The organism is Enterobacter cloacae complex sp. P6RS, from assembly GCF_014982245.1.
In the GTDB taxonomy this organism is placed as follows: Bacteria; Pseudomonadota; Gammaproteobacteria; order Enterobacterales; family Enterobacteriaceae; genus Enterobacter; species Enterobacter bugandensis.
This window is the reverse complement of record NZ_JADCLB010000004.1, coordinates 132,871-152,917: the sequence shown is the minus strand read 5'-3', so window position 1 is coordinate 152,917 and position 20,047 is coordinate 132,871. Positions and strand designations below refer to the sequence as shown.

Genomic DNA, 20,047 nt, shown 5'->3' with positions numbered 1-20,047 from the left:
CCCTCTCCCACAGGGAGAGGGAATGGATCGTAGGCCCGGTAAGCATTAGCGCCACCGGGCTTTTTTAAATCAAAACTCCATCTTCACCGTAAACTGCACTTCGCGCGGGTCGCCAATCTGGTTGCCCAGGTTGTTGGTCGCAATCGACGACGTGTAGTAGGTCTTATCAAACAGGTTCTTCACGTTCACCTGCAGCGTCACCGGATACTGCAGCTTCATCTTATACGCCGCAAACGCATCCGCCACGAAATAGCCCGGCAGATAATAATCCGCGCCGTTGGTCGCCGAGCGGCGGCTTACGCCGTGCCCGCCGCCGCCGAGCGTCAGGGTATTCCCGGCAAACGCATTATGAATATCGTACGTCAGGAAGAGTGAGCCGGTGTGGCGCGGCACGTTCGGCAGCGGTTTACCCGCGTAATCCGGGTCCTCCAGTACCTTCGCGTCGGTATAGCCGTAGCTGGCGATAATGTTAGTGTTCTCCGTCAGCGATCCTGCGAGATCCACCTCCACGCCCTGAGAGCGCACGCGGCCCGCGGTTTTGGCGATGGTTTCACCTCCCACGCTTTCGTTGTACAGCACGTTGCGTTTGTGGATATCAAACAGCGCGATATTGGCGGTTATGCCGTCGAACAGATCGAACTTTGCCCCTACTTCGTACGCGTTTGAGGTTTCCGGCGGTAGGTCGCCAATATAGCTCGCAATGGACGACTGCGGCATAAACGTCTGCGAATAGTTGGCAAACAGCGAGACTGCTGGCGTCAGTTTGTAAACCAGCCCCAGCTTCGGCGTCCACTGCTCGTCGCGGCTGTCGGTATTGACGTTAAACGGACGACCTTTGCCCGCGTACTGGGTGTAATACTGGTAGCGCAGCCCGGCGACGGCAATCCATTTATCCGTCAGGTACAGGGCATCCTGGGCGTAGGCCGAGTAGCTCTCCTGCTTGAGCGTCTGGTCGCTGTCAGCGGCGGAGACGGTTGTACACTCGTCGAGTTTGCCGTAAACCGGATTATAGATATTAAAACCTTTGACGTTCTTACAGCGCATCATGTCCGTGCGCAGCAGATCGTAATTTTCATACGACACGCCGGTGAGGATCTCATTATAAAAGCCCGCGATATCCACGTTGCCCTGCAGATCCGCACGGGTGCTGTGCATGCGCTGGGTCGAGCCCTGGGTTGCATCCACCCGGCGGGTCAGGGTGCCGGTTTTTGAATCGTAGGCCATGACGCGGGCCTGGTTGTCGCTGTATTTATCCTGGCTGTAGCTGTAGTCGAACTTCGCGGTCCACTGGCTGTTGAGGCGGTATTCCGCGTTAAGCTGAGCGAGATCGGACTGCCCGTCGGTCACGTTAAACGGCTCGTCAAAGCGGGTTTTGCGATCGACGTCGACGGCCTTTTTAGTGTTGAGATCGAAGATCGTTCCGCGATCGAACGGCGTCTTATAGTCGCGATGCGAATAGAGCACGGTCACGGTGGCATCGTCGCCGAACCAGGTCAGCGACGGGGCGATAAACGTGCTGCGTTCGTTGCCGAAGTTGCGCCAGTAATCCTCGTCCTGATACTCGCCCGTGAGGCGATACGCCAGGCGCGTGCCCTCAATCGGACCGGTGACATCGACCTGTCCGGTGCCGCCGCCAAAGCTGGAAGAGGTGGCAGAAATCGAGCCACCGAAGATTTTCTCCGGGCGCTTCGTGACGACGTTAATCAGGCCGCCCGGATCGAGAATGCCGTACAGCGTTGAGGCCGGGCCTTTCAGCACCTCCACGCGTTCGGTTGCGGCGTTAAAGCTGCGCGGCAGCACAGTGCGCAGGCCGTTGGTCATGATGGAGCCGTCGCGGTTTGCGCCAAACCCGCGGCGTACGAAGGCATCCTGCGTACCGCCCAGAGTGTTGGTCTGCACCACGTTGCTGACGTTATAGAGCGCTTCATCGAGCGTGGTGGCGTGCTGATCCGCCAGCACCTTATCGCTAACGGTATTCACCACCTGCGGGATATCCAGCATCGGCATGTTGGTCAGCGTGGCGGTGGAGGTATTCAGCGGCTGGTAGCCGTTGGTGGCCTCCGCCGTAGCATTTGGATCGGCGGTGACGGTAAGCGTTTCGCCGTCTTTAGCCGTGGTGTCTGCTGCCTGCGACAGCGGCGCCATAAACAGCAGTGAAAAGAGCGCGCGCCCTTTTATCCCAGAGAGTGAAGGTGTGAACGTAGCCATTACAACTGTTATCCCAAAATATCCGTGAAGCACCTTCACGGAAGAACCTGTGAGTCATTGCCCTTTATGGTCTGCCCGTTAGCCAGAACTGGCATCGAACATGTAATTGAGAATCATTCAATCATGCGGAAATGTAGTAGTAAATGAAAAAAAGCTAAAAATCGGCTACATCTCTGAAACGTAACAGAAAAGCACAGGGGTAATCAATTAATCAATTGAAAATTAAGTCTTTATTGTTTTACCGGCCAGTGTAGTAACACACCGTTACCCCTGGTTTTTTCAGGGTGTTTCTTCCCTTGACTACTACATGGCGCGGCCTCAAACTCTCAAAAGAGAATGATTTTTATTTATATTTGTTTCCCTTTTTTATTACGTTGGCATGCACGTGGCTCACAACACGACAAAACCGGGTCTGGTTCTGGAGAATCTTTCTGCCGGTTATCAGAAAAAAATCATCGTTGATGATATTTCCCTTGCGATCCCCCAGCAGAAAATCACCGTTCTGGTGGGGGCGAATGGCTGCGGAAAATCCACGCTGCTGAGTACCATCGCGCGTTTGCTTCAGCCGCTTGGCGGCGCGGCGGTTCTCGACGGCAAGGCGATCCACGCGCAGCCGACGAAAGCCGTCGCCCGCCAGCTTGGCATCCTGCCGCAGTCTCCGCTGCTGCCGGAAGGGTTAACCGTCTTTGAACTGGTCTCGCGCGGGCGTTTTCCCTGGCAGAACGTTATGCGCCAGTGGAGCGACGAGGACGAGCAGGCTGTGGAGGAGGCCCTGCGCCTGACCGGCACGGCCGAGTTTGCCCACATGCCCGTCGAAAGCCTGTCCGGCGGCCAGCGTCAGCGCTGCTGGATCGCCATGGCGCTGGCGCAGCAAACGCCCTATATCCTGCTGGATGAACCCACCACGTTCCTCGATCTCCGCTATCAGGTGGAGATCCTCGAACTGCTGCATACGCTGACGCGCGAGCACGGACGTACCGTGGTGGTGGTGCTGCACGATCTCAACTTCGCCGTGAGCTACGGCGATTCGCTGGTCTTTTTACGCCAGGGAAAAGTCGAGGGCGTACTGCATGAAGGGGACGCCTGCACGCCGGAGCTGATTAAAGCGGTGTTTGATGTCGACGTGCATATGTCCATCAATCCGCTGACCGGTAAACCGTTCTTTATGCCGTTTCGCCAGGTCGCAAAACAGCCATGATGCGCACCTCTCTGGCTTTCCTGATGTTCGCCGTGCTGCTGGCAACGGGTGCGATTGCCCATCTGGGGATCGGCGCCCGCTTTATCGCCCCGCATACGGTGGTGGAGGCCATCCTTCACTTCGATCCGCGCAATTTCGACCATAACATCATCATCAAGCTCAGACTGCTGCGCCTCTGCGCCGCGATGGTGACGGGCGCCGCGCTCGGCGTGGCGGGCGTGCTGCTGCAATCCACGATCCGCAACCCGCTCGGCGAACCGCATATTCTGGGGCTCAACGCCGGGGCGGCGCTGGCGGTGGTGCTGACGAGTGCGCTGGGGATGACGCTGCCGTTTGGGCGCCCGCTGATTGCCGCCGCCGGAGCCGCGGCGCTGTTTCTGCTGGTGCTCACGTTCTCCTCGTCCGGACGCACCGGGCTTACGCCGATGAAGGTCACGCTGTGCGGCGTGGCGATGTCGGCGTTTGCCTCGTCGATTACCGCCACGGTGCTCATCCTCGATGAACAGACGCTGCTTGCCATGCGCACCTGGCTGGCGGGGGATTTAGCGGGGGTCAGCGGTGAAACGATTGCCGCTGCCCTGTGGGTGGCTGGCGTGGGCTTTGCGCTGGCGCTCTGGCTGTCGCCCTCGCTCAACATGCTGGCGCTGGGCGACAGAATGGCGCAGGGGCTTGGCGTATCGCTGCTGAAAACGCGGCTGCTTGCCCTGATGGCCATCGCGCTGCTTTGCGGTGCGGCGGTCTCCCTCGCCGGGCCGATCGGCTTTATCGGCCTCGTGGTGCCTCAGCTCGTTCGCCGTCTGGTGTCGGTTGATCTGCGCGTGATGGTGCCGCTGTCCGCCCTGTGCGGGGCGCTGGTTCTGCTGCTGGCGGATATCGCTGCCCGCACGCTGTTTTCGCCCTGGGAGCTGGCAACCGGCATCATGACCGCGCTGGTTGGCGCCCCGGTCTTTATCTTCATGGCCTCGAGGATGTTTAAATGAACCGCGCCGGACTGCGTGCGCTACGCGTTGGCACCTTCTCGGCGCTGGTCCGCCCAAAGGCGCTGGTATGTCTGGTCATCCTGACGCTGGCCGCCTGCCTGCTGACGGGGTTTGGCCTGACGCACGGCTCTCTGCCCATCCCCACTTCCGCCATCGGGCGCGCGCTGTTTTATCCAGAAAACCTGACGTCAGAGACGCGCTACATCGTGATGGATATCCGCCTGCCGCGCCTGCTGATGGCGGCGCTGTGCGGTGGGATGCTCGGCATGGCGGGGGCGGCAATGCAGTCCATTACCCGCAATGGCCTGGCCGATCCGGGGCTTATCGGGGTGAAAGAGGGCTGTAGCGCGGCGGTACTGCTGCTGATATTTCAGTTCCCGGCGCTGGGCCTGGCCTGGCGGCCGCTGGTTGGCATGGCCGGGGGGCTGCTCACCGCGCTGCTGGTGGTGGCCCTGGCGCGCGATATCTCACGTCCGCGATTCATCCTGATCGGCATCGGCGTGTCGTGGGTCTTTGCCGCCGCAATGGGCGTCTTTATGACCACGGCGGACGTGCGCGACGTGCAGACGGCGATGCTATGGCTGGCGGGCAGCCTCCACGCGGCAAACTGGACGCTGGTCTGCATTGCCGCTGCCTGGGCGCTTCCGGCGTTTGCGCTGCTGCTGTTTACCGCCCGCGCTGCGGACGTGGCGCTGCTTGGTAACCACACCGCAGCGGGCCTTGGCGTGCGCACAAACCGGCTGGCGCTTCTAAGGGTTCTCGCCCCGGTAGTGCTGACGGCGGCCTGCGTCTCCTGCGTGGGCAGCATTGGTTTTGTCGGGCTGATTGCGCCGCACATGGCGCGCCTGCTGCTCCGCGGCGGGCAAACGGCGCTCCTGACGGGTAGCGCCGTGCTGGGGGCGCTGCTGGTGCTACTGGCGGATAACGTCGGGCGGCTGGCATTCCTCCCGCTGCAGCTGCCGGCGGGAATTGTGATTTCACTGATTGGCGGACCGTTTTTCCTGCTGCTGCTCTGGCAGCGCCGGGACAGATTTTAGGGGATTAACATGCGCATACTGTTTTCATTGCTGTTGCTGGTGGGGTTTGCGGCGAGCGCGACCGAGCCGACGCAGATGTTTACTGACGATCTGAACCGTAAGGTGGCGGTGCCGGTGCATCCGAAACGGATCGTCTCGCTACACGACCTGGACATTACTATTCCGCTGATTGAGCTTGGCGTACCGCCGGTGGCGAGCCATGGCCGCACCCGGCCGGACGGCAGCCATTTTCTGCGCTCCAGCGGCATGTTGACCGGCGTCGACTTCGATAATTCCGACATCAAGTTTATCGGCACTGCGGATATCGACATTGAAGCCATCGCCGCCGCAAAGCCTGACCTGATCGTTACCGAGCCGACGCGAAATACCCCGGTGGAACAGCTGGAGAAAATTGCCCCGACGGTGAGTATCGATCATCTCGATGGCGGCGCGCCGGAGATCTACCGCAAGCTGGCGCAGCTGACGGGCACGCAGGCGCGGCTCAAGGTTCTGGAGCGGCGCTATCAGGAGCAAATTAAGGCGCTGAAAGCGACTATTGATACCCGCAAAGTGAGCGTGTCGGTGATTCAGGCCAATCAGGGGAAAATCAACGCCATGCACAGCTATCACTCGCTGGGCCGCGTGCTGCGTGATGCCGCGTTCACCTTCCCGCCGCTGATTGAGTCCATCCCGGAAGGTGGACGCATTGACGTCAGCGCCGAGCGGCTGCCGGAGCTGGATGCGGATTTCGTTTTCGCCACCTGGCGCGGGGATACGGGCGGCAAACCGCAGGATGAGCTGGCGGCGATGGATGCGGTGATGCCGGGCTGGTGTCAGTTCCTGAATGCCTGTCGGACCGGACATTACGTGCTGATCTCGCGTGAAGAGGCCATCTCAAACTCGTTCGCCTCGTTAGGGCTGATGGCCGCGCAGGTCCAGTCGCAGATTGCCGGACGTCCGCTGCCGGAGGCGTCACGATGAGCCGTAAAGTTGATCTCTTCGGCGACCGCCTCCGCTCCCGGTCGCACCAGCTCACGCCGCGCCTGCTGCAGGTGGCGCGCTATATCAATGAAAATCGTGAAGCGGTGATGGAGCAGACGGCAATGGAGATCGCGACGCTGCTGAAAACGTCGGACGCTACCGTCGTTCGCGCCATCCAGGCGCTGGGTTTCGCCGGGCTGCGCGATCTCAAGCAGACGCTGGAGCAGTGGTTTGGCCCGGTCGTGACCTCCAGCGAAAAGATCTCCACCACGGTGAATACGCTGACCAGCGACGTCAATGCGAGCATTGATTTTGTGCTGGAGGGGCATCAGCATACGTGTGAAGTGTTGTCTGAACCCCACAACCGCTTCGCGATGGCGCAGGCGGTCTCGCTGCTGGCGCAGGCGAGGCAGGTTGCCATATTTGGGATTGGCGCGTCCGGGATTTTGGCCGACTACACCGCCAGGCTGTTCAGCCGGATGGGGCTACCCGCCACGCCGCTTAACCGCACCGGAATAGGGCTGGCCGAGCAGCTGATAGGTCTCCAGCGCGGGGATGTGCTGATCATGATGGCGCAAAAATCCGCGCATCGGGAAGGACAGACAACGCTGCGCGAAGCGAAACGGCTGGGGATCCCCACCATTTTGCTCACCAATGCCACCGACTCCCGATTCAGCAAAGAGGCCAGCGTGGTGATCCACGTACCGCGCGGCGGCGAGAAGGGCAAAATCCCGCTCCACGGCACGGTGCTGCTGTGCCTGGAGATGATTGTGTTATCCGTCGCCTCCACCGAGCCGCAGCGCACCATCAAGTCGATGAAGCGCATCAACGAGCTTCACCGTGGGCTAAAGCCGGGCAAGAAAAGCAGTTGATTGTCTCCCTCTCCTTTGAAGGAGAGGGGCGGGTGAGGGTGTCATACCGCACGATGGTTCTTCCGGTACTGCAGCGGCGTCTCGCCAATCCCCTTCTTAAATGCGCTGATAAACCAGGTCACGTCAGAAAATCCCACCCGCGCGGCAATCTCCCGCACGCTCGCGTCACTGTGCAGCAGGCATTCGCACGCCTTTCGCAGGCGGAGCGTGTTCAGGTAGTGGTGGATTTTCTCCCCCGTCTCCACATGAAATTTTCGCGACACGTAGCTGCGCGATCTGCCCAGTTCCGCTGCCAGCGCGTCGAGGCGGAATTTCTCCTGATAATGCTCGTCCAGCCAGAACATCACCTGGCTGGCGATCCCCGTGCTGCTGCCCGGTGCGCCGGTACGATCGTCAGGCAACATAGCAAACAGGCTAATCAGCAGCCCGGCGATGCTTTCGCTGCTCATCGGCGGCGGATAACGGCTGAACAGATGATCGACATGGCTGTGGCAGTGTGCCAGGTCAACCACCCACGCCTCTGAGCCGCGACGCGAGAGTTTCTCCAGCCGCTGCTGCGTGTGCGGAAAATCACGCAGACACTTCAGCACCGCATGGTGGTCGAGGTGAATAATCGTGCGCCGGTAAATCGCTTCCGCCTGTTCGTCTACCCTGACTTTATGCAGGGTAAACGGCGGAAAGAAAAACAGGCGTCCGGGGCGCATGGTGTAGTGACGGTTATCGACAATCGCGACGCCAAACCCTTCTTCCACATAGAGAATTTCAAGACACTGATGCCAGTGGTGGTAACGCACCGTGTTAGCAAACAGGCGGCTGAACGACGCTACGGTGTCGTTTAAGGTAATAAGCTCAAGACGATCGGTTATGGGCGCGTCATGCATAGTGCAATAAAACTCAACTTTTCCCCGTCAGAAAAGATTTATAAACCACCTTTTTAAATTTTATCAACCGCAGGTTTATCGAACGTTCTCACCTGTGACGTGGCTAACATTTCTCCACCTTACGCATTCACTATGCTTGGCCGCAGTTGATGACGAGGGTGGAACTATGCGGGCGGAAAGCGAAGAAAAATCAAATCTGTTGTCTTCACGCCAGGACGTCGTGGCGTCTCTGAATACCTTACTTGGCGCGCTGGATAAGCAGTTTCCGGTAAATCATTCGCGGTTCTCGCTGGGTGATACCTGCGCGCACTACGCGACGGATATCGCGCAGATGGAGGGGCTCTCCCGCGCGCTATGGGGGCTGTTTCCGCTGTTGGCTTCGGGCGATGCTTCGCCGTTTAGCGAGAAGTACATGCAGGCCATCAGGATCGGCACCGATCCGCAAAGTCCGGGCTACTGGGGCGAAACCGCTCCGTACGATCAGCGTCTGGTCGAGATGGCATCCTACGGTCTGGGGCTTTCCCTGCTGGGGAATAAACTCACCGATTGCTTCAGCGAGCGCGAGGTGATGAACCTGCACACGTGGCTGAATCAGATTGCCGACGCGCAGATGCCCGACAGCAACTGGAACTACTTTGCCATTATGGTCCAGCTGGGCTTCAAGCGCGCCGGGCTGCCGTACGACCAGGCCGCCATCGACCATCGGTTTGCGCTGATGGAGGCCTATTACCTGGGTGACGGCTGGTATTCCGACGGCGCGGGTCGCCCGAAAGATTATTACATCTCCATGGCGTTCCACTTCTACGGCCTGATTTACGCCACTTTAAGCGGCGACGAGGCGAGGGCAGTAGTGCTGCGCGAGCGCTCGCGTCTGTTTGCGGAGGACTTTATCTACTGGTCCGCCGCGGACGGCGCGTCGGTACCGTTTGGCCGCAGCCTGACCTACCGCTTTGCGATGGTCGCCTTCTGGAGCGCGGTTGTCTTCTCTGAACTTGACGTATTCACGCCGGGTATTGTGAAGGGCATTATCCTGCGCCATCTCCGCTGGTGGCAGCAGCGGACGATTACCGACCGGGACGGCATTCTGACCCTCGGTTTTGCCTGTCCGAACCTCGCCATGTGTGAGGACTATAACTCTCCCGGCTCGCCCTACTGGGCGCTAAAAAGCTACCTGATTCTGGCGCTGCCGGAGACGCATCCGTTCTGGCAGGCAGAAGAACAGCCGCTGCCCGCGCTGGCGGAGAAGCACGTCATCCCGCACGCGCAGCAGATCCTGATGCATTCGACGAACTCTCAGCACGTCACCATGCTCACCGCCGGTCAGCTGGAGCTGAACAACTACGTCAACACCGAAGCGAAATACACCAAATTTGCCTACTCCAGCCGCTTTGGCTTCACCATTGAGCGCGGGCGCTTTGGCCTGAAGCATGCGGCCTGTGATTCCATGCTGCTGCTGGCGGACGGGGATAACTATTTCCGCGGCCGTCGCGAGTGCGACGTGGTGCGGGTGGATGAAAACTACATCTATTCACGCTGGTCGCCTTGGCACGACGTGCACATCGAGACCTGGCAAATCCCCTTCGGCGAGTGGCATTTGCGGCTGCACCGCATCAACAGCGCGCGCACGCTGCAAACGGCGGAGGGCGGTTTCGCCGTGATGAAAACGGAGCACCAGATCCGCGCGCGCGGCAGCTATCTGGCGGCAGAGAACGGTAGCAGTGCGATAGTCGATCTGTCGCCTTTCATTGAACGCACCCCGGACAGCATCGTCACGCCGCCGAACAGCAGCATCATGTTCCCGGAGTGCGCCTCCATTCCGCTGTTAAAAACCGATCTCCATCCGGGAGAGCGCTGGCTCTGCTGCGCCGTCATTGCCAGTGAGAAACAGAACGTTGCGGCCGCGCCGCAGCTGGATATGAACCATACCCGGGTCGTAATCCGCGACCCTGGAGGCGAACGTCTGCTGTCGTTCACGTTATAAAAATTCTGACCCTACACCTCGGCGAGGATGGTATGAAAAATACATCGACAACCAACAGAACCGAATATTACAAAATCAGCAGCTTTATTTTTCTCTATTTCTTTACCTGGTCCGCGAGTATTGGCCTGCTGGCGATCTGGCTGGGCCAAAAAGCGAATCTCAGCGGGACGGTAATTGGAACCGTGTTCGCGGTGAACGGAATATTTTCCGTTATTCTCAAACCCATTTACGGCTATATTCTCGATAAAATCGGCATGAGCAAATATCTGCTCTATTTTGTGGTCGCCATGTCGGCTCTGATGGCACCGTTTTTTATTTACGTCTATCAGCCGCTGTTAATGTCCAGCACCTTGCTGGGGATTATTATCGGCGCGCTCTATTTAAGCTTTGCCTGGTATGCGGGCGTGGCGGCGTGTGAATCTTATTCCGACCGCTTCAGCCGCTTAAACGGCATGGAGTTCGGGCAAATTCGTATGTGGGGCTCGCTCGGCTGGGCGGTGGCATCGTCCTTCTCCGGCCTGCTGTTCAACCTCTCACCGACCTATAACTTCATTATGGGCAGCGTGACGTCGATCGTGATGCTGGTTGTCCTGCTCAGCCTGAAAGTGAACACTAACTCCGTTCATGCCGATGCGGTACTGACCAAAGAGAAAATCGCCCCCGCAGATGTGTATGCCCTGCTGCGTAACCGTAAATTCTGGGCTTTTTGCCTGTACGTGGCGGGCGTGGCTTGGATGATGTTTATCGCCGAGCAGCAGTTCTCGCGCTATTTCGTCACCTTCTTTGACGACATTCATGAGGGCAACGCGGTGTTTGGTTATCTCGGCACCGTGCAGTCGGGCATAGAATTCGTCATGTATATGGTTGTCCCGCTGTTCGTTAACTTTATTGGCGCCAGGCGCGGGCTATTAATTGTCGGGCTGATCGTCGGGGCGCGTTTGATTATTTCCGGGATGTGCGACTCGCATCTGTTAATTTCCGTGCTCAAGCCGCTATACGGTATGGAAATTTGCCTGCTGCTGGTGTCGGTCTTTAAATATATTGCGGAGCATTTCGACAAGCGCGTGAACGCCACCATGTATTTACTGGGCTATCAGGCGATGCTGTACGTGGGGAACGTGGTGGTTTCCTCGCCTGCCGGATATATGTATGACCGCATCGGCTTTGAACAGACCTATATCATCATGGGGGCGACGGCGCTGATCTTTACCTTTATTTCTGCCTTTACGTTATCCGCCTGCCAGAGCAAATGGCGCGGCCCCCGCCCGCTGAACGTAGCAGAACCTTCATCACGCTGACCACAAGGAACCGAAATATGTTAAGTCGTATCAGAGAGGAACGCCTGTCTGCCATTCCTGCTCCAGTAGACTCGCGCCTGTTTAGCGATGAACTGATCTCTGCGCGTAGCCACGTCCTCGAGCTGATTAGCCGTCATTTAACGGCATTCGGAGAGCAGTTCCCGGCGGAAACCTGCCGGAACGGTTATTACCCGCTGACCGACAACGTAGAGTGGACAACCAGCTTCTGGACCGGCCAGCTGTGGCTGGCGTGGGAGATGAGCGGCGAGGAGAAATTCCGCTCGATGGCGGAAAAACACGTGCGCTCCTTCGGCCTGCGCATCGCCGGGCGCAGCGACACCAACACTCACGATCTGGGCTTCCTGTACACGCTCTCCTGCGTGGCGGCCTGGAGACTTACCGGCAGCCGCGAGGCGCGCGGTTTCTCCCTGCTGGCGGCTGAAGCCCTGCTGGAGCGCTTTCATGAGAAGGCGAAAATCATTCAGGCGTGGGGCGATCTTTCAGACCCGGAGCAGGCCGGACGGATGATCATCGACTGCAACATGAACCTGCCGCTGCTCTACTGGGCGACGGAGCAGACGGGGGATCCGCGCTTTGCTGACGCCGCAAAAGCGCACGTCATGCAGGCGGCAAACTATCTCATCCGCGACGATGCCTCCACGTTCCACACCTATTATATGGACGTACAAACCGGCGCGCCGCGCTACGGCAATACCCAGCAGGGCTATGCCGATGACTCCTGCTGGTCACGCGGGCAGGCGTGGGGCATTTACGGCTTCCTGCTGAGCTATATCTATACCGGCGACGAGACGATGATCGCCCTGTCGAAGCGGCTGGCGAACTACTTCCTCAACCGCCTCCCGGAAGACTACGTCTGCCACTGGGATCTGGCGCTGGTGGGGACCGACGCGCTGCGCGATTCGTCCTCGGCGGCGATTGCGGTGTGCGGGCTGCTGGAGCTGGTGAAGCACCTGCCCGTGACGGATCCGGACCGGGAGCGGTATCTGGAATGGGCCAAAGGCATTATGTCGTCACTGACGAAGCACTACCTGATAGGCAAAGAGGAGAAGGGCACCGGGCTACTGAAGCACTCGGTCTATCACCTGGCGAGCAACAAAGGGGTGGACGAGTGTGCGAGCTGGGGAGATTACTTCTACGTGGAGGCGCTGGTGCGCTTTACGCAGAGCTGGAAACTGTACTGGTAAAAACGGTCGGGGGGCATCCCCCGACTCGCGGATCACGCTTTAGGAATACGCAGCGTCTGGCCGGGGTAGATTTTATCCGGGCTGGAGAGCATCGGGCGGTTAGCCTCAAAAATCTTGTTGTACTGGTTGGCATCGCCGTACACGGTTTTGGAGATAGCGCTCAGGGTGTCGCCGGATTTTACCGTGTAGTAGGTGGCTTCATCTTTGGCATCGGTCGTGGTGATGTTGTTCTCCACCTCGCTGACGCCCGCGATGTTGCCGACGGCGACCTGGATTTTTTCTTTCTGCTCCTGGGTCAGCCCGTCACCCGTCACGCTGGCCTTGCCGTCGGTAACGTTAACCTGAACTTTGTCTGAACCGGGAATGTTGAGTTTCTTGAGGTGCTCGGTGATTTTGTCGCTCTGACCTTTGTGGTCGGTCAGGTTATCCCATAGCTTTTCGCCTGCTTCTTTCACGAAGTTAAAAAGACCCATTCCATCCTCCTGTTAATCATGAAGTCAGAATAAGCATAGCAGGTCAGAGAGAATTCCCTCCCCGGAAGGAGAGGGAAGGCAGGTTTTAAACCCCTTGCTCCAGAATACGGATGTGGGTCTCCAGCACGTCACCCTTCACCGCATCGCTCCACGCTTTCATGTGCGCGGTCTGCAGGTGTGCTTCAAGGTGCGCGACGGTTTCCCACTGCTCAACCATGATAATGGAGTCTGGCGCAGTGGCCTGGAAGCTTGCGTCGGTAGCGGCGTCCACCATCGGCGCGTAGCCGTGGCAGCCTTCTTCTTTCAGTACGGTTGGGATGATTTTCGCGAACTGATCCAGCACCGCCTGGCGGTGATGTTGACCTGGACGAGTACGGATTTCTGCGATTACTGTAAGCATGGTTACTACTCCTTTAATTCCAGGCTACCAGTTAAGCAAAAATTTTCGCGAGATGCTTGCGATATTCTGCGATATAGCTCGGGACGTCAGGCATTTTAATCACGTCGTTGACGATAAAGGTCGGCAGCGGATCCATTCCCAGGAACTGGTTCGCCTTGTGGAACGGCAGATACGCGCCGTCTACGCCCACGCCTTCGAAGAACTGATCTTTTTCGGTGAAGGCTTCCAGAGGGGCGTTCCAGGTCAGGGAGAGCATATATTTTTTGCCCTGAATCAGGCCGCCGGAGCCGTATTTTTTAGAGGCGTCTGAGCGGGTGCGTCCGTCGCTGGCATACAGCGAACCGTGACCTTCGGTGAAGACGTCGTCCATGTATTTTTTCACGGTCCACGGCGCGCCCATCCACCAGCCCGGCATCTGCCAGACAACCACATCGGCCCACAGGAAGTTCTGCACTTCGGCCTTCACGTCATAGTTGCTGTCCGCGCGCACGACCTTAACATCATGCCCGGCGTCGCGCAGGAAACCGTCCGCGACCTCGGTCAGGGTGTCATTCAGCTGGCCTTTAGAGTGCGCGAACTCTTTCGCGCCGTTGATAATCAGAATATTGCTCATTATTTGTCCTCGGTGATGAGAGTATGCCGGGTATTCTACGCGCGAGGACGGAGCGGAAAAATAAGCAAAATGTGCAAAGTCTTTTGCGCTAAATGCAATAATCCCTTACCAGTTAACCTTCACTTCAAAGCCGCCTTCTGGCGCATTGCCCAGCGAGACGCGCATGCCGTGCAGCGCGGCAATGCGTTTCACAATGGATAGCCCCAGCCCGCTGCCCGTGGCGTCCTGACCCGGTGGACGATAAAAGCGCTCGCCGAGACGCGCCAGCGCATCGGGCGAAATGCCCGGGCCATTGTCGCGCACGGTAACGCTACGGGTGTTCAGCGTCACGTCTACCACGCAGCCGCGCGGGCTGTAGCGGGTGGCGTTATCCAGCAGGTTGCGCGCCAGCAGGCTCAGAAGCAGCTGCTGACCCGTTCGGGTCACCTCCGGCGCGTTGATGTGCAGGCGAATATCAATACCCGCCTGCTGTGCAGGAGGATAAATATCCATTACCGCAGACTGCAGCAGGTCGGCCATCGCTATCTGTTCTACGCCGTCCAGGCTGTCCAGCGAGTCCAGGCGCGACAGGGTGAGGAGCTGATCCACCAGCCGGGAGGCGCGGTCGATACCCGCGTGCAGCTGCGCCAGCGCTTTTTCCTGCGCCTGCGGATCGTCCTGAGAAAGCTGCGCCACGTCGGTTTGCACCTTCAGCGCCGCCAGGGGGCTGCGAAGCTCGTGGGCGGCGTCGGAGGTAAACCGGCGCTCGCGGGTCATCATCTCCTGGGTACGGGTAAAGAGATGGTTCAGCGAGTCGAGCAGGGGGCGCACTTCCGCCGGCACGCCCTGAGTGGGCAGGGCGTCGGTGGCGTCCGGCGAGCGGGAACGCAGGGTCTGGGCCAGCTTTTTCAGGGGCTTCAGCTCCCGGCTCAGCAGGACAATAAGCAACAGCAGCATCACCGGCAGCGCCACCAGCCACGGTGTCAGCTGCGAGCTGACCACGTCCAGCGCCATATCCTGCCGGTACTCCCACTCCTGGCCGACCACCACGCGGTATTTTCCGTCTGGCGACGTCAGCCATAAAAAGCGCCATTCATCGTTGTCATCCTGAAGCCGTCCGTCATCAAAGCCGTCACGACGATAGTGATATGGGATATCGCGCCCGTTTTCGCCGTCGTTAAGGAGCATCGTGCCGTCTGAAGCGTAAATAGCGAAGGCCAGCGCGTCATCGTCCAGATGCCCGTGTTTGGCCTTTTTCGGCACCTCGCGCATGCGCTCCGGCGCGCGGATCTCGTCCAGATCCATCGTCAGCAGCCGTTTGGCAAACAGCATCTGCTGGGTGTCGAACAGCTTATCGAGCTTGTGGGTGGTCTGCTGCCACGCCACCAGGCTGGCGGCAAACCAGGCCGTCAGAGACAGCGCTAAAAAGAGGAGCGTCAGGCGCAGCTTCAGGCTCAGCTTCATGCGTCACCCAGGGTGTAGCCGATGCCGTGCACGGTGCGGATAAACTCGCTCCCGAGCTTGCGGCGTAAATGATGGACATGGACTTCGACGGCGTTGCTGGAGACGTCATCGTCCCAGGTATAAAGCTTTTCCTCGATCAGCTTGCGCGGCAGCACCCGGCCCGCGTTGCGCATCAGCAGCTCCAGCAGGGCGAACTCTTTGGGTTTAAGCGTCAGCGTTTCGCCCTCCAGCGTGGCGACGAGGCTTGCCGGATCGAGCGTCACCTTGCCGTGGCGCAGCTCGCTGCGGGTCTGGCCGTGGCTGCGGCGCACCAGCGCTTCCAGACGGGCGGCCACTTCTATCAGCGCGAACGGCTTACAGAGATAATCGTCCGCACCGAGGCGCAGCCCTTCAACGCGCTGGTTCAGCGCATCCCGCGCGGTCAGGATCAGTACCGGCTCGCTGCGCCCGCTTTCGCGCCAGGCGCGCAGGATCTCCAGACCGTCAATTCCCGGTAGGGTCAGGTCAAGCACCACGGCATCATAGGGCGCTGAGGCGAGCGCGGCCTGCCCGGTTTTCCCGTCGGTAAACCAGTCCACGCTAAAGCCCAGTTTGCTTAAGCCTGCTTTGATGCCATCGCCGATTAACCTGTCGTCTTCTACCAGTAAAATGCGCATGTTCCCTCCTTGATGCCGTCAGTAAACCCTCTGCAAGCGCCTGCTGTACAGTAAAAATAAATAAATTTTCCCCTTAAGAAGTTGTTAAGGTTTACCCTGTTTAATGGACTGCGAAACGACATTAAAGGGAGAGATGAAGATGAAAAAATTCGCTGCAATTGCTGCCATCATGATGATGACCACCGCGCCGGTCTTTGCTGCACAGGGCGGCTTTACTGGCCCATCCGCGACACAGACCCAGACGCAAACCCAGCAGGGCGGTTTTGTCGATAACAACGCCAACCTCACCACCGCGGCTAAAGTGAAAGATCTGAAGGACGATGCCTGGGTGAAGCTGCGCGGGAACATTACCGAGCGCCTGTCCGATGACCGCTACACCTTCCGCGACGAGTCCGGCACGGTGGTGGTTGAGATTGACCACAAGCGCTGGAACGGCGTGACCGTCACCCCGCAGGATAAAGTAGAGCTGCAGGGTAAAGTCGACAAAGACTGGAACGAGTTTGAAATCGACGTGAAGCAGGTTATCAAGCTGAACAAATAACCCGAAAAGGGCCGCTTATGCGGCCCTTTTTCTTTGTGACTCAATTCGTCAGATGAGGTAGTATCTGCGGCAATATTGCCTGAAACCCTTCGGTTTCTGAGTTGAGGAATCACACGTAATGAGCGATATGGCAGAGCGCCTCGCGCTACATGAATTCACGGAAAACGCCTACCTGAACTATTCCATGTACGTCATCATGGACAGGGCGTTGCCGTTTATCGGGGATGGCCTGAAGCCCGTTCAGCGCCGCATCGTCTATGCGATGTCCGAACTGGGGCTGAACGCCACCGCTAAGTTCAAGAAATCCGCCCGTACCGTCGGTGACGTACTGGGTAAATACCATCCGCATGGCGACAGCGCCTGCTATGAAGCGATGGTGCTGATGGCCCAGCCGTTCTCTTACCGATATCCGCTGGTGGACGGGCAGGGGAACTGGGGTGCGCCGGACGATCCGAAATCCTTCGCAGCGATGCGTTATACCGAATCCCGCCTGTCCAAATACGCCGAAGTGCTGCTGGGCGAGCTGGGTCAGGGAACCGTTGACTGGGTGCCAAACTTCGACGGTACGCTGCAGGAGCCGAAGATGCTGCCTGCGCGTCTGCCGAACATCCTGCTGAACGGCACGACCGGTATTGCGGTCGGCATGGCGACGGACATTCCGCCGCACAACCTGCGTGAAGTGGCGAAAGCCGCCATCACCCTGATCGAGCAGCCAAAAACCTCGCTGGACGAGCTGCTGGATATCGTGCAGGGGCCGGATTACCCGACCGAAGCCGAGATCATCACCTCGCGTGCAGAAATCCGCAAAATCTACCAGAACGGTCGCGGTTCCGTGCGCATGCGCGCGGTGTGGAATAAAGAGGACGGCGCCGTGGTGATCACCGCGCTGCCGCACCAGGTGTCCGGTGCGAAGGTGCTGGAGCAGATCGCCGCCCAGATGCGCAATAAAAAGCTGCCGATGGTGGACGATCTGCGCGACGAATCCGACCACGAGAACCCGACCCGTCTGGTGATCGTGCCGCGCTCTAACCGCGTGGACATGGAGCAGGTGATGAACCACCTGTTCGCCACTACCGATCTGGAAAAAAGCTACCGCATCAACCTGAACATGATTGGCCTCGACGGTCGTCCGGCGGTGAAAAACCTGCTGGAGATCCTCAGCGAGTGGCTGACGTTCCGCCGCGATACGGTGCGCCGTCGTCTGAACCATCGTCTGGAGAAAGTGCTTAAGCGCCTGCATATCCTCGAAGGTTTGCTGGTGGCGTTCCTCAATATCGACGAAGTGATTGAGATCATCCGTACCGAGGACGAGCCGAAGCCTGCGCTGATGTCGCGCTTTGGCATCAGCGAAACCCAGGCCGAAGCGATCCTCGAACTGAAGCTGCGCCATCTCGCTAAGCTGGAAGAGATGAAGATCCGCGGCGAGCAAAGCGAGCTGGAAAAAGAGCGCGATCAGCTGCAGGCGATCCTCGCCTCCGAACGCAAGATGAACACCCTGCTGAAGAAAGAGCTGCAGGCGGATGCCGATGCCTTCGGCGACGACCGTCGTTCTCCGCTGCACGAGCGCGAAGAAGCGAAGGCGATGAACGAGCACGACATGCAGCCGTCCGAGCCGGTGACCATTGTACTGTCGCAGAGCGGCTGGGTGCGCAGCGCCAAAGGCCACGATATCGACGCGCCGGGCCTAAGCTATAAAGCGGGCGATAGCTTTAAAGCGGCGGTGAAAGGCAAGAGCAACCAGCCGGTGGCGTTTATCGACTCCACGGGCCGCAGCTACGCTATCGACCCGATCACGCTGCCTTCCGCGCGCGGCCAGGGCGAACCGCTCACCGGTAAGCTGACGCTGCCGCCGGGCGCAACGGTTGACCACATGCTGATGGAGGCCGACGACCAGAAGCTGCTGATGGCGTCCGATGCGGGCTACGGCTTTATCTGTACCTTTAACGACCTCGTGTCGCGTAACCGTGCCGGTAAAGCGCTGATCAGCCTGCCGGACAATGCCCGCGTGATGACACCGCTGGTGATTGAGAACGAGAGCGACATGCTGCTGGCGATCACCTCTGCCGGACGCATGCTGATGTTCCCGGTCAGCGACCTGCCGGAGCTGTCGAAAGGTAAGGGCAACAAGATCATCAACATCCCGTCGGCGGAAGCCGCGAAAGGTGAAGATGGCCTGGCGCACCTCTTCCTGCTGCCGCCGCAGAGCACGCTGACCATCCACGTTGGCAAGCGTAAAATCAAGCTTCGCCCGGAAGAGCTGCAGAAAGTGGTGGGCGAGCGCGGTCGCCGCGGTTCGCTGATGCGCGGCCTGCAGCGTATCGACCGCGTGGAGATTGATTCGCCTGCGCGCAGCAGCGCGGGCGACAGCGAAGAGTAATGTCATGACACCCCCTCTGTCCGGAGGGGGTATTTCAATAAAATTTCCCGTAAAATCGTTGTTAATTCGTGCGTTGCGATTAACAATACGCGCTCGTAATAAAGTCCTTACCTGGCCACAGGTGAAGTATAATTGTCAGCTGTCAGGGCTTCAGAGGTCGCTATGCTATACATTGTTCGTCTTATTCTTACCGTTATTTACTGCATTCTGGTCTGTATTTTCGGCTCTATTTACTGCCTGTTCAGCCCGCGTAATCCGAAGCATGTTGCCACCTTTGGCCATATGTTCGGTCGCCTTGCGCCGCTGTTTGGCCTGAAGGTTGAAAAACGCCTGCCTGAAGGAGCGGAGAACTTCGGTAACGCCATCTATATCGCCAACCATCAGAACAACTACGATATGGTGACGGCCTCCAATATTGTTCTGCCTCCGACCGTGACGGTGGGGAAAAAAAGCCTGCTGTGGATCCCGTTTTTTGGCCAGCTGTACTGGCTGACCGGTAACCTGCTGATCGACCGTAACAACCGTGCAAAAGCGCACGGCACGATTGCAGAAGTGGTGAATCATTTTAAAAAGCGCCGGATCTCAATCTGGATGTTCCCGGAAGGGACGCGTAGCCGCGGCCGCGGCCTGCTGCCGTTTAAAACCGGCGCGTTTCATGCCGCAATTGCGGCAGGTGTTCCAATTATTCCCGTGTGCGTTTCCAATACTTCTAATAAGATTAATCTTAACCGCCTGAATAATGGTCTGGTGATTGTCGAAATGCTGCCACCCGTCGATACCAGCAAATACGGTAAAGACCAAGTGCGCGAACTGGCAGCACACTGCCGCGAGCTCATGGCTCAGCATATTGCGCTGCTGGATAAAGAAGTCGCAGAAAGAGAAGCCGCCGGTAAGGTTTAATTCGGCGTTAAAGGGAAAAAGAAT

General features: G+C 58.5%; 18 protein-coding genes. 11 read left to right on the top strand and 7 right to left on the bottom strand.

Translation table 11 applies throughout. The features are described 5' to 3' along the window. Positions 1 to 69: 69 nt before the first annotated feature. Positions 70 to 2,208 carry a TonB-dependent siderophore receptor gene (locus INF73_RS03010; RefSeq protein ID WP_193540954.1) on the bottom strand — a complete coding sequence of 713 codons (2,139 nt, stop codon included), beginning with the start codon at positions 2,206 to 2,208 and terminating at the stop codon, positions 70 to 72. Positions 2,209 to 2,593: 385 nt separating this feature from the next. Between INF73_RS03010 and INF73_RS03005 the strand changes: the two genes are divergently transcribed. The 5 genes from INF73_RS03005 to INF73_RS02985 are packed head-to-tail and all read left to right on the top strand — an operon-like array spanning position 2,594 to position 7,255. Beyond that, entirely contained in the window at positions 2,594 to 3,406 is an 813-nt protein-coding gene (locus tag INF73_RS03005; protein ID WP_028014437.1) for an ABC transporter ATP-binding protein, read from the top strand. Next, positions 3,403 to 4,386, top strand: coding sequence for an iron ABC transporter permease (locus INF73_RS03000; RefSeq protein WP_193540952.1), 984 nt, complete (start codon positions 3,403 to 3,405; stop codon positions 4,384 to 4,386). Before INF73_RS03005 ends, INF73_RS03000 begins: the two co-directional genes overlap by 4 nt. Continuing rightward, entirely contained in the window at positions 4,383 to 5,423 is a 1,041-nt protein-coding gene (locus INF73_RS02995) for an iron ABC transporter permease (RefSeq protein ID WP_193540950.1), read from the top strand. Before INF73_RS03000 ends, INF73_RS02995 begins: the two co-directional genes overlap by 4 nt. 9 nt (positions 5,424 to 5,432) lie before the next feature. Then, positions 5,433 to 6,383 carry an iron-siderophore ABC transporter substrate-binding protein gene (locus tag INF73_RS02990; protein ID WP_193540948.1) on the top strand — a complete coding sequence of 317 codons (951 nt, stop codon included), beginning with the start codon at positions 5,433 to 5,435 and terminating at the stop codon, positions 6,381 to 6,383. Next, positions 6,380 to 7,255, top strand: coding sequence for a MurR/RpiR family transcriptional regulator (locus INF73_RS02985; RefSeq protein ID WP_028014433.1), 876 nt, complete (start codon positions 6,380 to 6,382; stop codon positions 7,253 to 7,255). The genes INF73_RS02990 and INF73_RS02985 overlap by 4 nt, the downstream gene beginning before the upstream one ends. Positions 7,256 to 7,296: 41 nt before the next feature. Here the strand turns inward: INF73_RS02985 and INF73_RS02980 are convergent, their stop codons facing one another. Next, positions 7,297 to 8,136, bottom strand: coding sequence for an AraC family transcriptional regulator (locus tag INF73_RS02980; RefSeq protein WP_059358347.1), 840 nt, complete (start codon positions 8,134 to 8,136; stop codon positions 7,297 to 7,299). A gap of 166 nt (positions 8,137 to 8,302) precedes the next feature. On the opposite strand from INF73_RS02980, the gene INF73_RS02975 reads away from it, so the two are divergent. From INF73_RS02975 to INF73_RS02965, 3 genes are read left to right on the top strand one after another with little or no spacing between them, the layout of a single operon-like run. Then, positions 8,303 to 10,117, top strand: a complete 1,815-nt coding sequence (locus tag INF73_RS02975; protein ID WP_193540946.1) for a DUF2264 domain-containing protein — start codon at positions 8,303 to 8,305, stop codon at positions 10,115 to 10,117. Positions 10,118 to 10,149: 32 nt separating this feature from the next. After that, entirely contained in the window at positions 10,150 to 11,415 is a 1,266-nt protein-coding gene (locus tag INF73_RS02970; protein WP_193540944.1) for an oligosaccharide MFS transporter, read from the top strand. Between the two features lie 17 nt (positions 11,416 to 11,432). Beyond that, positions 11,433 to 12,620 carry a glycoside hydrolase family 88 protein gene (locus tag INF73_RS02965; protein WP_193540942.1) on the top strand — a complete coding sequence of 396 codons (1,188 nt, stop codon included), beginning with the start codon at positions 11,433 to 11,435 and terminating at the stop codon, positions 12,618 to 12,620. A gap of 32 nt (positions 12,621 to 12,652) precedes the next feature. On the opposite strand, the gene lysM is transcribed toward INF73_RS02965, so the two are convergent. The 5 genes from lysM to qseB form a co-directional block, all read right to left on the bottom strand. Beyond that, positions 12,653 to 13,093 carry a peptidoglycan-binding protein LysM gene (lysM, locus tag INF73_RS02960; protein WP_028014428.1) on the bottom strand — a complete coding sequence of 147 codons (441 nt, stop codon included), beginning with the start codon at positions 13,091 to 13,093 and terminating at the stop codon, positions 12,653 to 12,655. Positions 13,094 to 13,178: 85 nt separating this feature from the next. Beyond that, positions 13,179 to 13,493, bottom strand: coding sequence for a putative quinol monooxygenase (locus tag INF73_RS02955; RefSeq protein ID WP_008502984.1), 315 nt, complete (start codon positions 13,491 to 13,493; stop codon positions 13,179 to 13,181). A gap of 31 nt (positions 13,494 to 13,524) precedes the next feature. Then, the gene (locus tag INF73_RS02950; protein ID WP_041908121.1) at positions 13,525 to 14,106 is read right to left on the bottom strand and encodes an NAD(P)H-dependent oxidoreductase; all 582 of its coding nucleotides are present in this window, start codon (positions 14,104 to 14,106) and stop codon (positions 13,525 to 13,527) included. Positions 14,107 to 14,211: 105 nt separating this feature from the next. After that, the gene (qseC, locus tag INF73_RS02945; protein ID WP_193540940.1) at positions 14,212 to 15,549 is read right to left on the bottom strand and encodes a quorum sensing histidine kinase QseC; all 1,338 of its coding nucleotides are present in this window, start codon (positions 15,547 to 15,549) and stop codon (positions 14,212 to 14,214) included. Continuing rightward, positions 15,546 to 16,205 (bottom strand): quorum sensing response regulator transcription factor QseB, encoded by a 660-nt coding sequence (gene qseB, locus INF73_RS02940; protein ID WP_047364588.1) that lies wholly within the window; start codon positions 16,203 to 16,205, stop codon positions 15,546 to 15,548. The genes qseC and qseB overlap by 4 nt, the downstream gene beginning before the upstream one ends. Before the next feature lie 139 nt (positions 16,206 to 16,344). On the opposite strand from qseB, the gene INF73_RS02935 reads away from it, so the two are divergent. The 3 genes from INF73_RS02935 (at position 16,345) to plsC (ending at position 20,023) form a co-directional block, all read left to right on the top strand. Then, positions 16,345 to 16,746 carry a YgiW/YdeI family stress tolerance OB fold protein gene (locus INF73_RS02935; RefSeq protein ID WP_023309189.1) on the top strand — a complete coding sequence of 134 codons (402 nt, stop codon included), beginning with the start codon at positions 16,345 to 16,347 and terminating at the stop codon, positions 16,744 to 16,746. 118 nt (positions 16,747 to 16,864) lie between these two features. Beyond that, complete coding sequence (parC, locus tag INF73_RS02930; RefSeq protein ID WP_041908127.1) at positions 16,865 to 19,123, top strand: DNA topoisomerase IV subunit A; 2,259 nt, start codon at positions 16,865 to 16,867, stop codon at positions 19,121 to 19,123. 162 nt (positions 19,124 to 19,285) lie between these two features. Continuing rightward, positions 19,286 to 20,023 carry a 1-acylglycerol-3-phosphate O-acyltransferase gene (gene plsC / locus INF73_RS02925; RefSeq protein ID WP_028014424.1) on the top strand — a complete coding sequence of 246 codons (738 nt, stop codon included), beginning with the start codon at positions 19,286 to 19,288 and terminating at the stop codon, positions 20,021 to 20,023. Positions 20,024 to 20,047 lie beyond the last annotated feature (24 nt).

Excerpts from the sequence above, each read along its gene's own strand:
- lysM (WP_028014428.1), bottom strand. The coding sequence starts at position 13,093 with ATGGGTCTTTTTAACTTCGTGAAAGAAGCAGGCGAAAAGCTATGGGAT.
- INF73_RS02985 (WP_028014433.1), top strand. The coding sequence starts at position 6,380 with ATGAGCCGTAAAGTTGATCTCTTCGGCGACCGCCTCCGCTCCCGGTCG.
- plsC (WP_028014424.1), top strand. The coding sequence starts at position 19,286 with ATGCTATACATTGTTCGTCTTATTCTTACCGTTATTTACTGCATTCTG.
- INF73_RS02990 (WP_193540948.1), top strand. The coding sequence starts at position 5,433 with ATGCGCATACTGTTTTCATTGCTGTTGCTGGTGGGGTTTGCGGCGAGC.
- INF73_RS02995 (WP_193540950.1), top strand. The coding sequence starts at position 4,383 with ATGAACCGCGCCGGACTGCGTGCGCTACGCGTTGGCACCTTCTCGGCG.
- INF73_RS02965 (WP_193540942.1), top strand. The coding sequence starts at position 11,433 with ATGTTAAGTCGTATCAGAGAGGAACGCCTGTCTGCCATTCCTGCTCCA.
- INF73_RS03010 (WP_193540954.1), bottom strand. The coding sequence starts at position 2,208 with ATGGCTACGTTCACACCTTCACTCTCTGGGATAAAAGGGCGCGCGCTC.
- INF73_RS02975 (WP_193540946.1), top strand. The coding sequence starts at position 8,303 with ATGCGGGCGGAAAGCGAAGAAAAATCAAATCTGTTGTCTTCACGCCAG.
- INF73_RS02980 (WP_059358347.1), bottom strand. The coding sequence starts at position 8,136 with ATGCATGACGCGCCCATAACCGATCGTCTTGAGCTTATTACCTTAAAC.
- INF73_RS02935 (WP_023309189.1), top strand. The coding sequence starts at position 16,345 with ATGAAAAAATTCGCTGCAATTGCTGCCATCATGATGATGACCACCGCG.
- qseB (WP_047364588.1), bottom strand. The coding sequence starts at position 16,205 with ATGCGCATTTTACTGGTAGAAGACGACAGGTTAATCGGCGATGGCATC.
- INF73_RS02955 (WP_008502984.1), bottom strand. The coding sequence starts at position 13,493 with ATGCTTACAGTAATCGCAGAAATCCGTACTCGTCCAGGTCAACATCAC.
- qseC (WP_193540940.1), bottom strand. The coding sequence starts at position 15,549 with ATGAAGCTGAGCCTGAAGCTGCGCCTGACGCTCCTCTTTTTAGCGCTG.
- INF73_RS02970 (WP_193540944.1), top strand. The coding sequence starts at position 10,150 with ATGAAAAATACATCGACAACCAACAGAACCGAATATTACAAAATCAGC.
- INF73_RS02950 (WP_041908121.1), bottom strand. The coding sequence starts at position 14,106 with ATGAGCAATATTCTGATTATCAACGGCGCGAAAGAGTTCGCGCACTCT.
- parC (WP_041908127.1), top strand. The coding sequence starts at position 16,865 with ATGAGCGATATGGCAGAGCGCCTCGCGCTACATGAATTCACGGAAAAC.
- INF73_RS03000 (WP_193540952.1), top strand. The coding sequence starts at position 3,403 with ATGATGCGCACCTCTCTGGCTTTCCTGATGTTCGCCGTGCTGCTGGCA.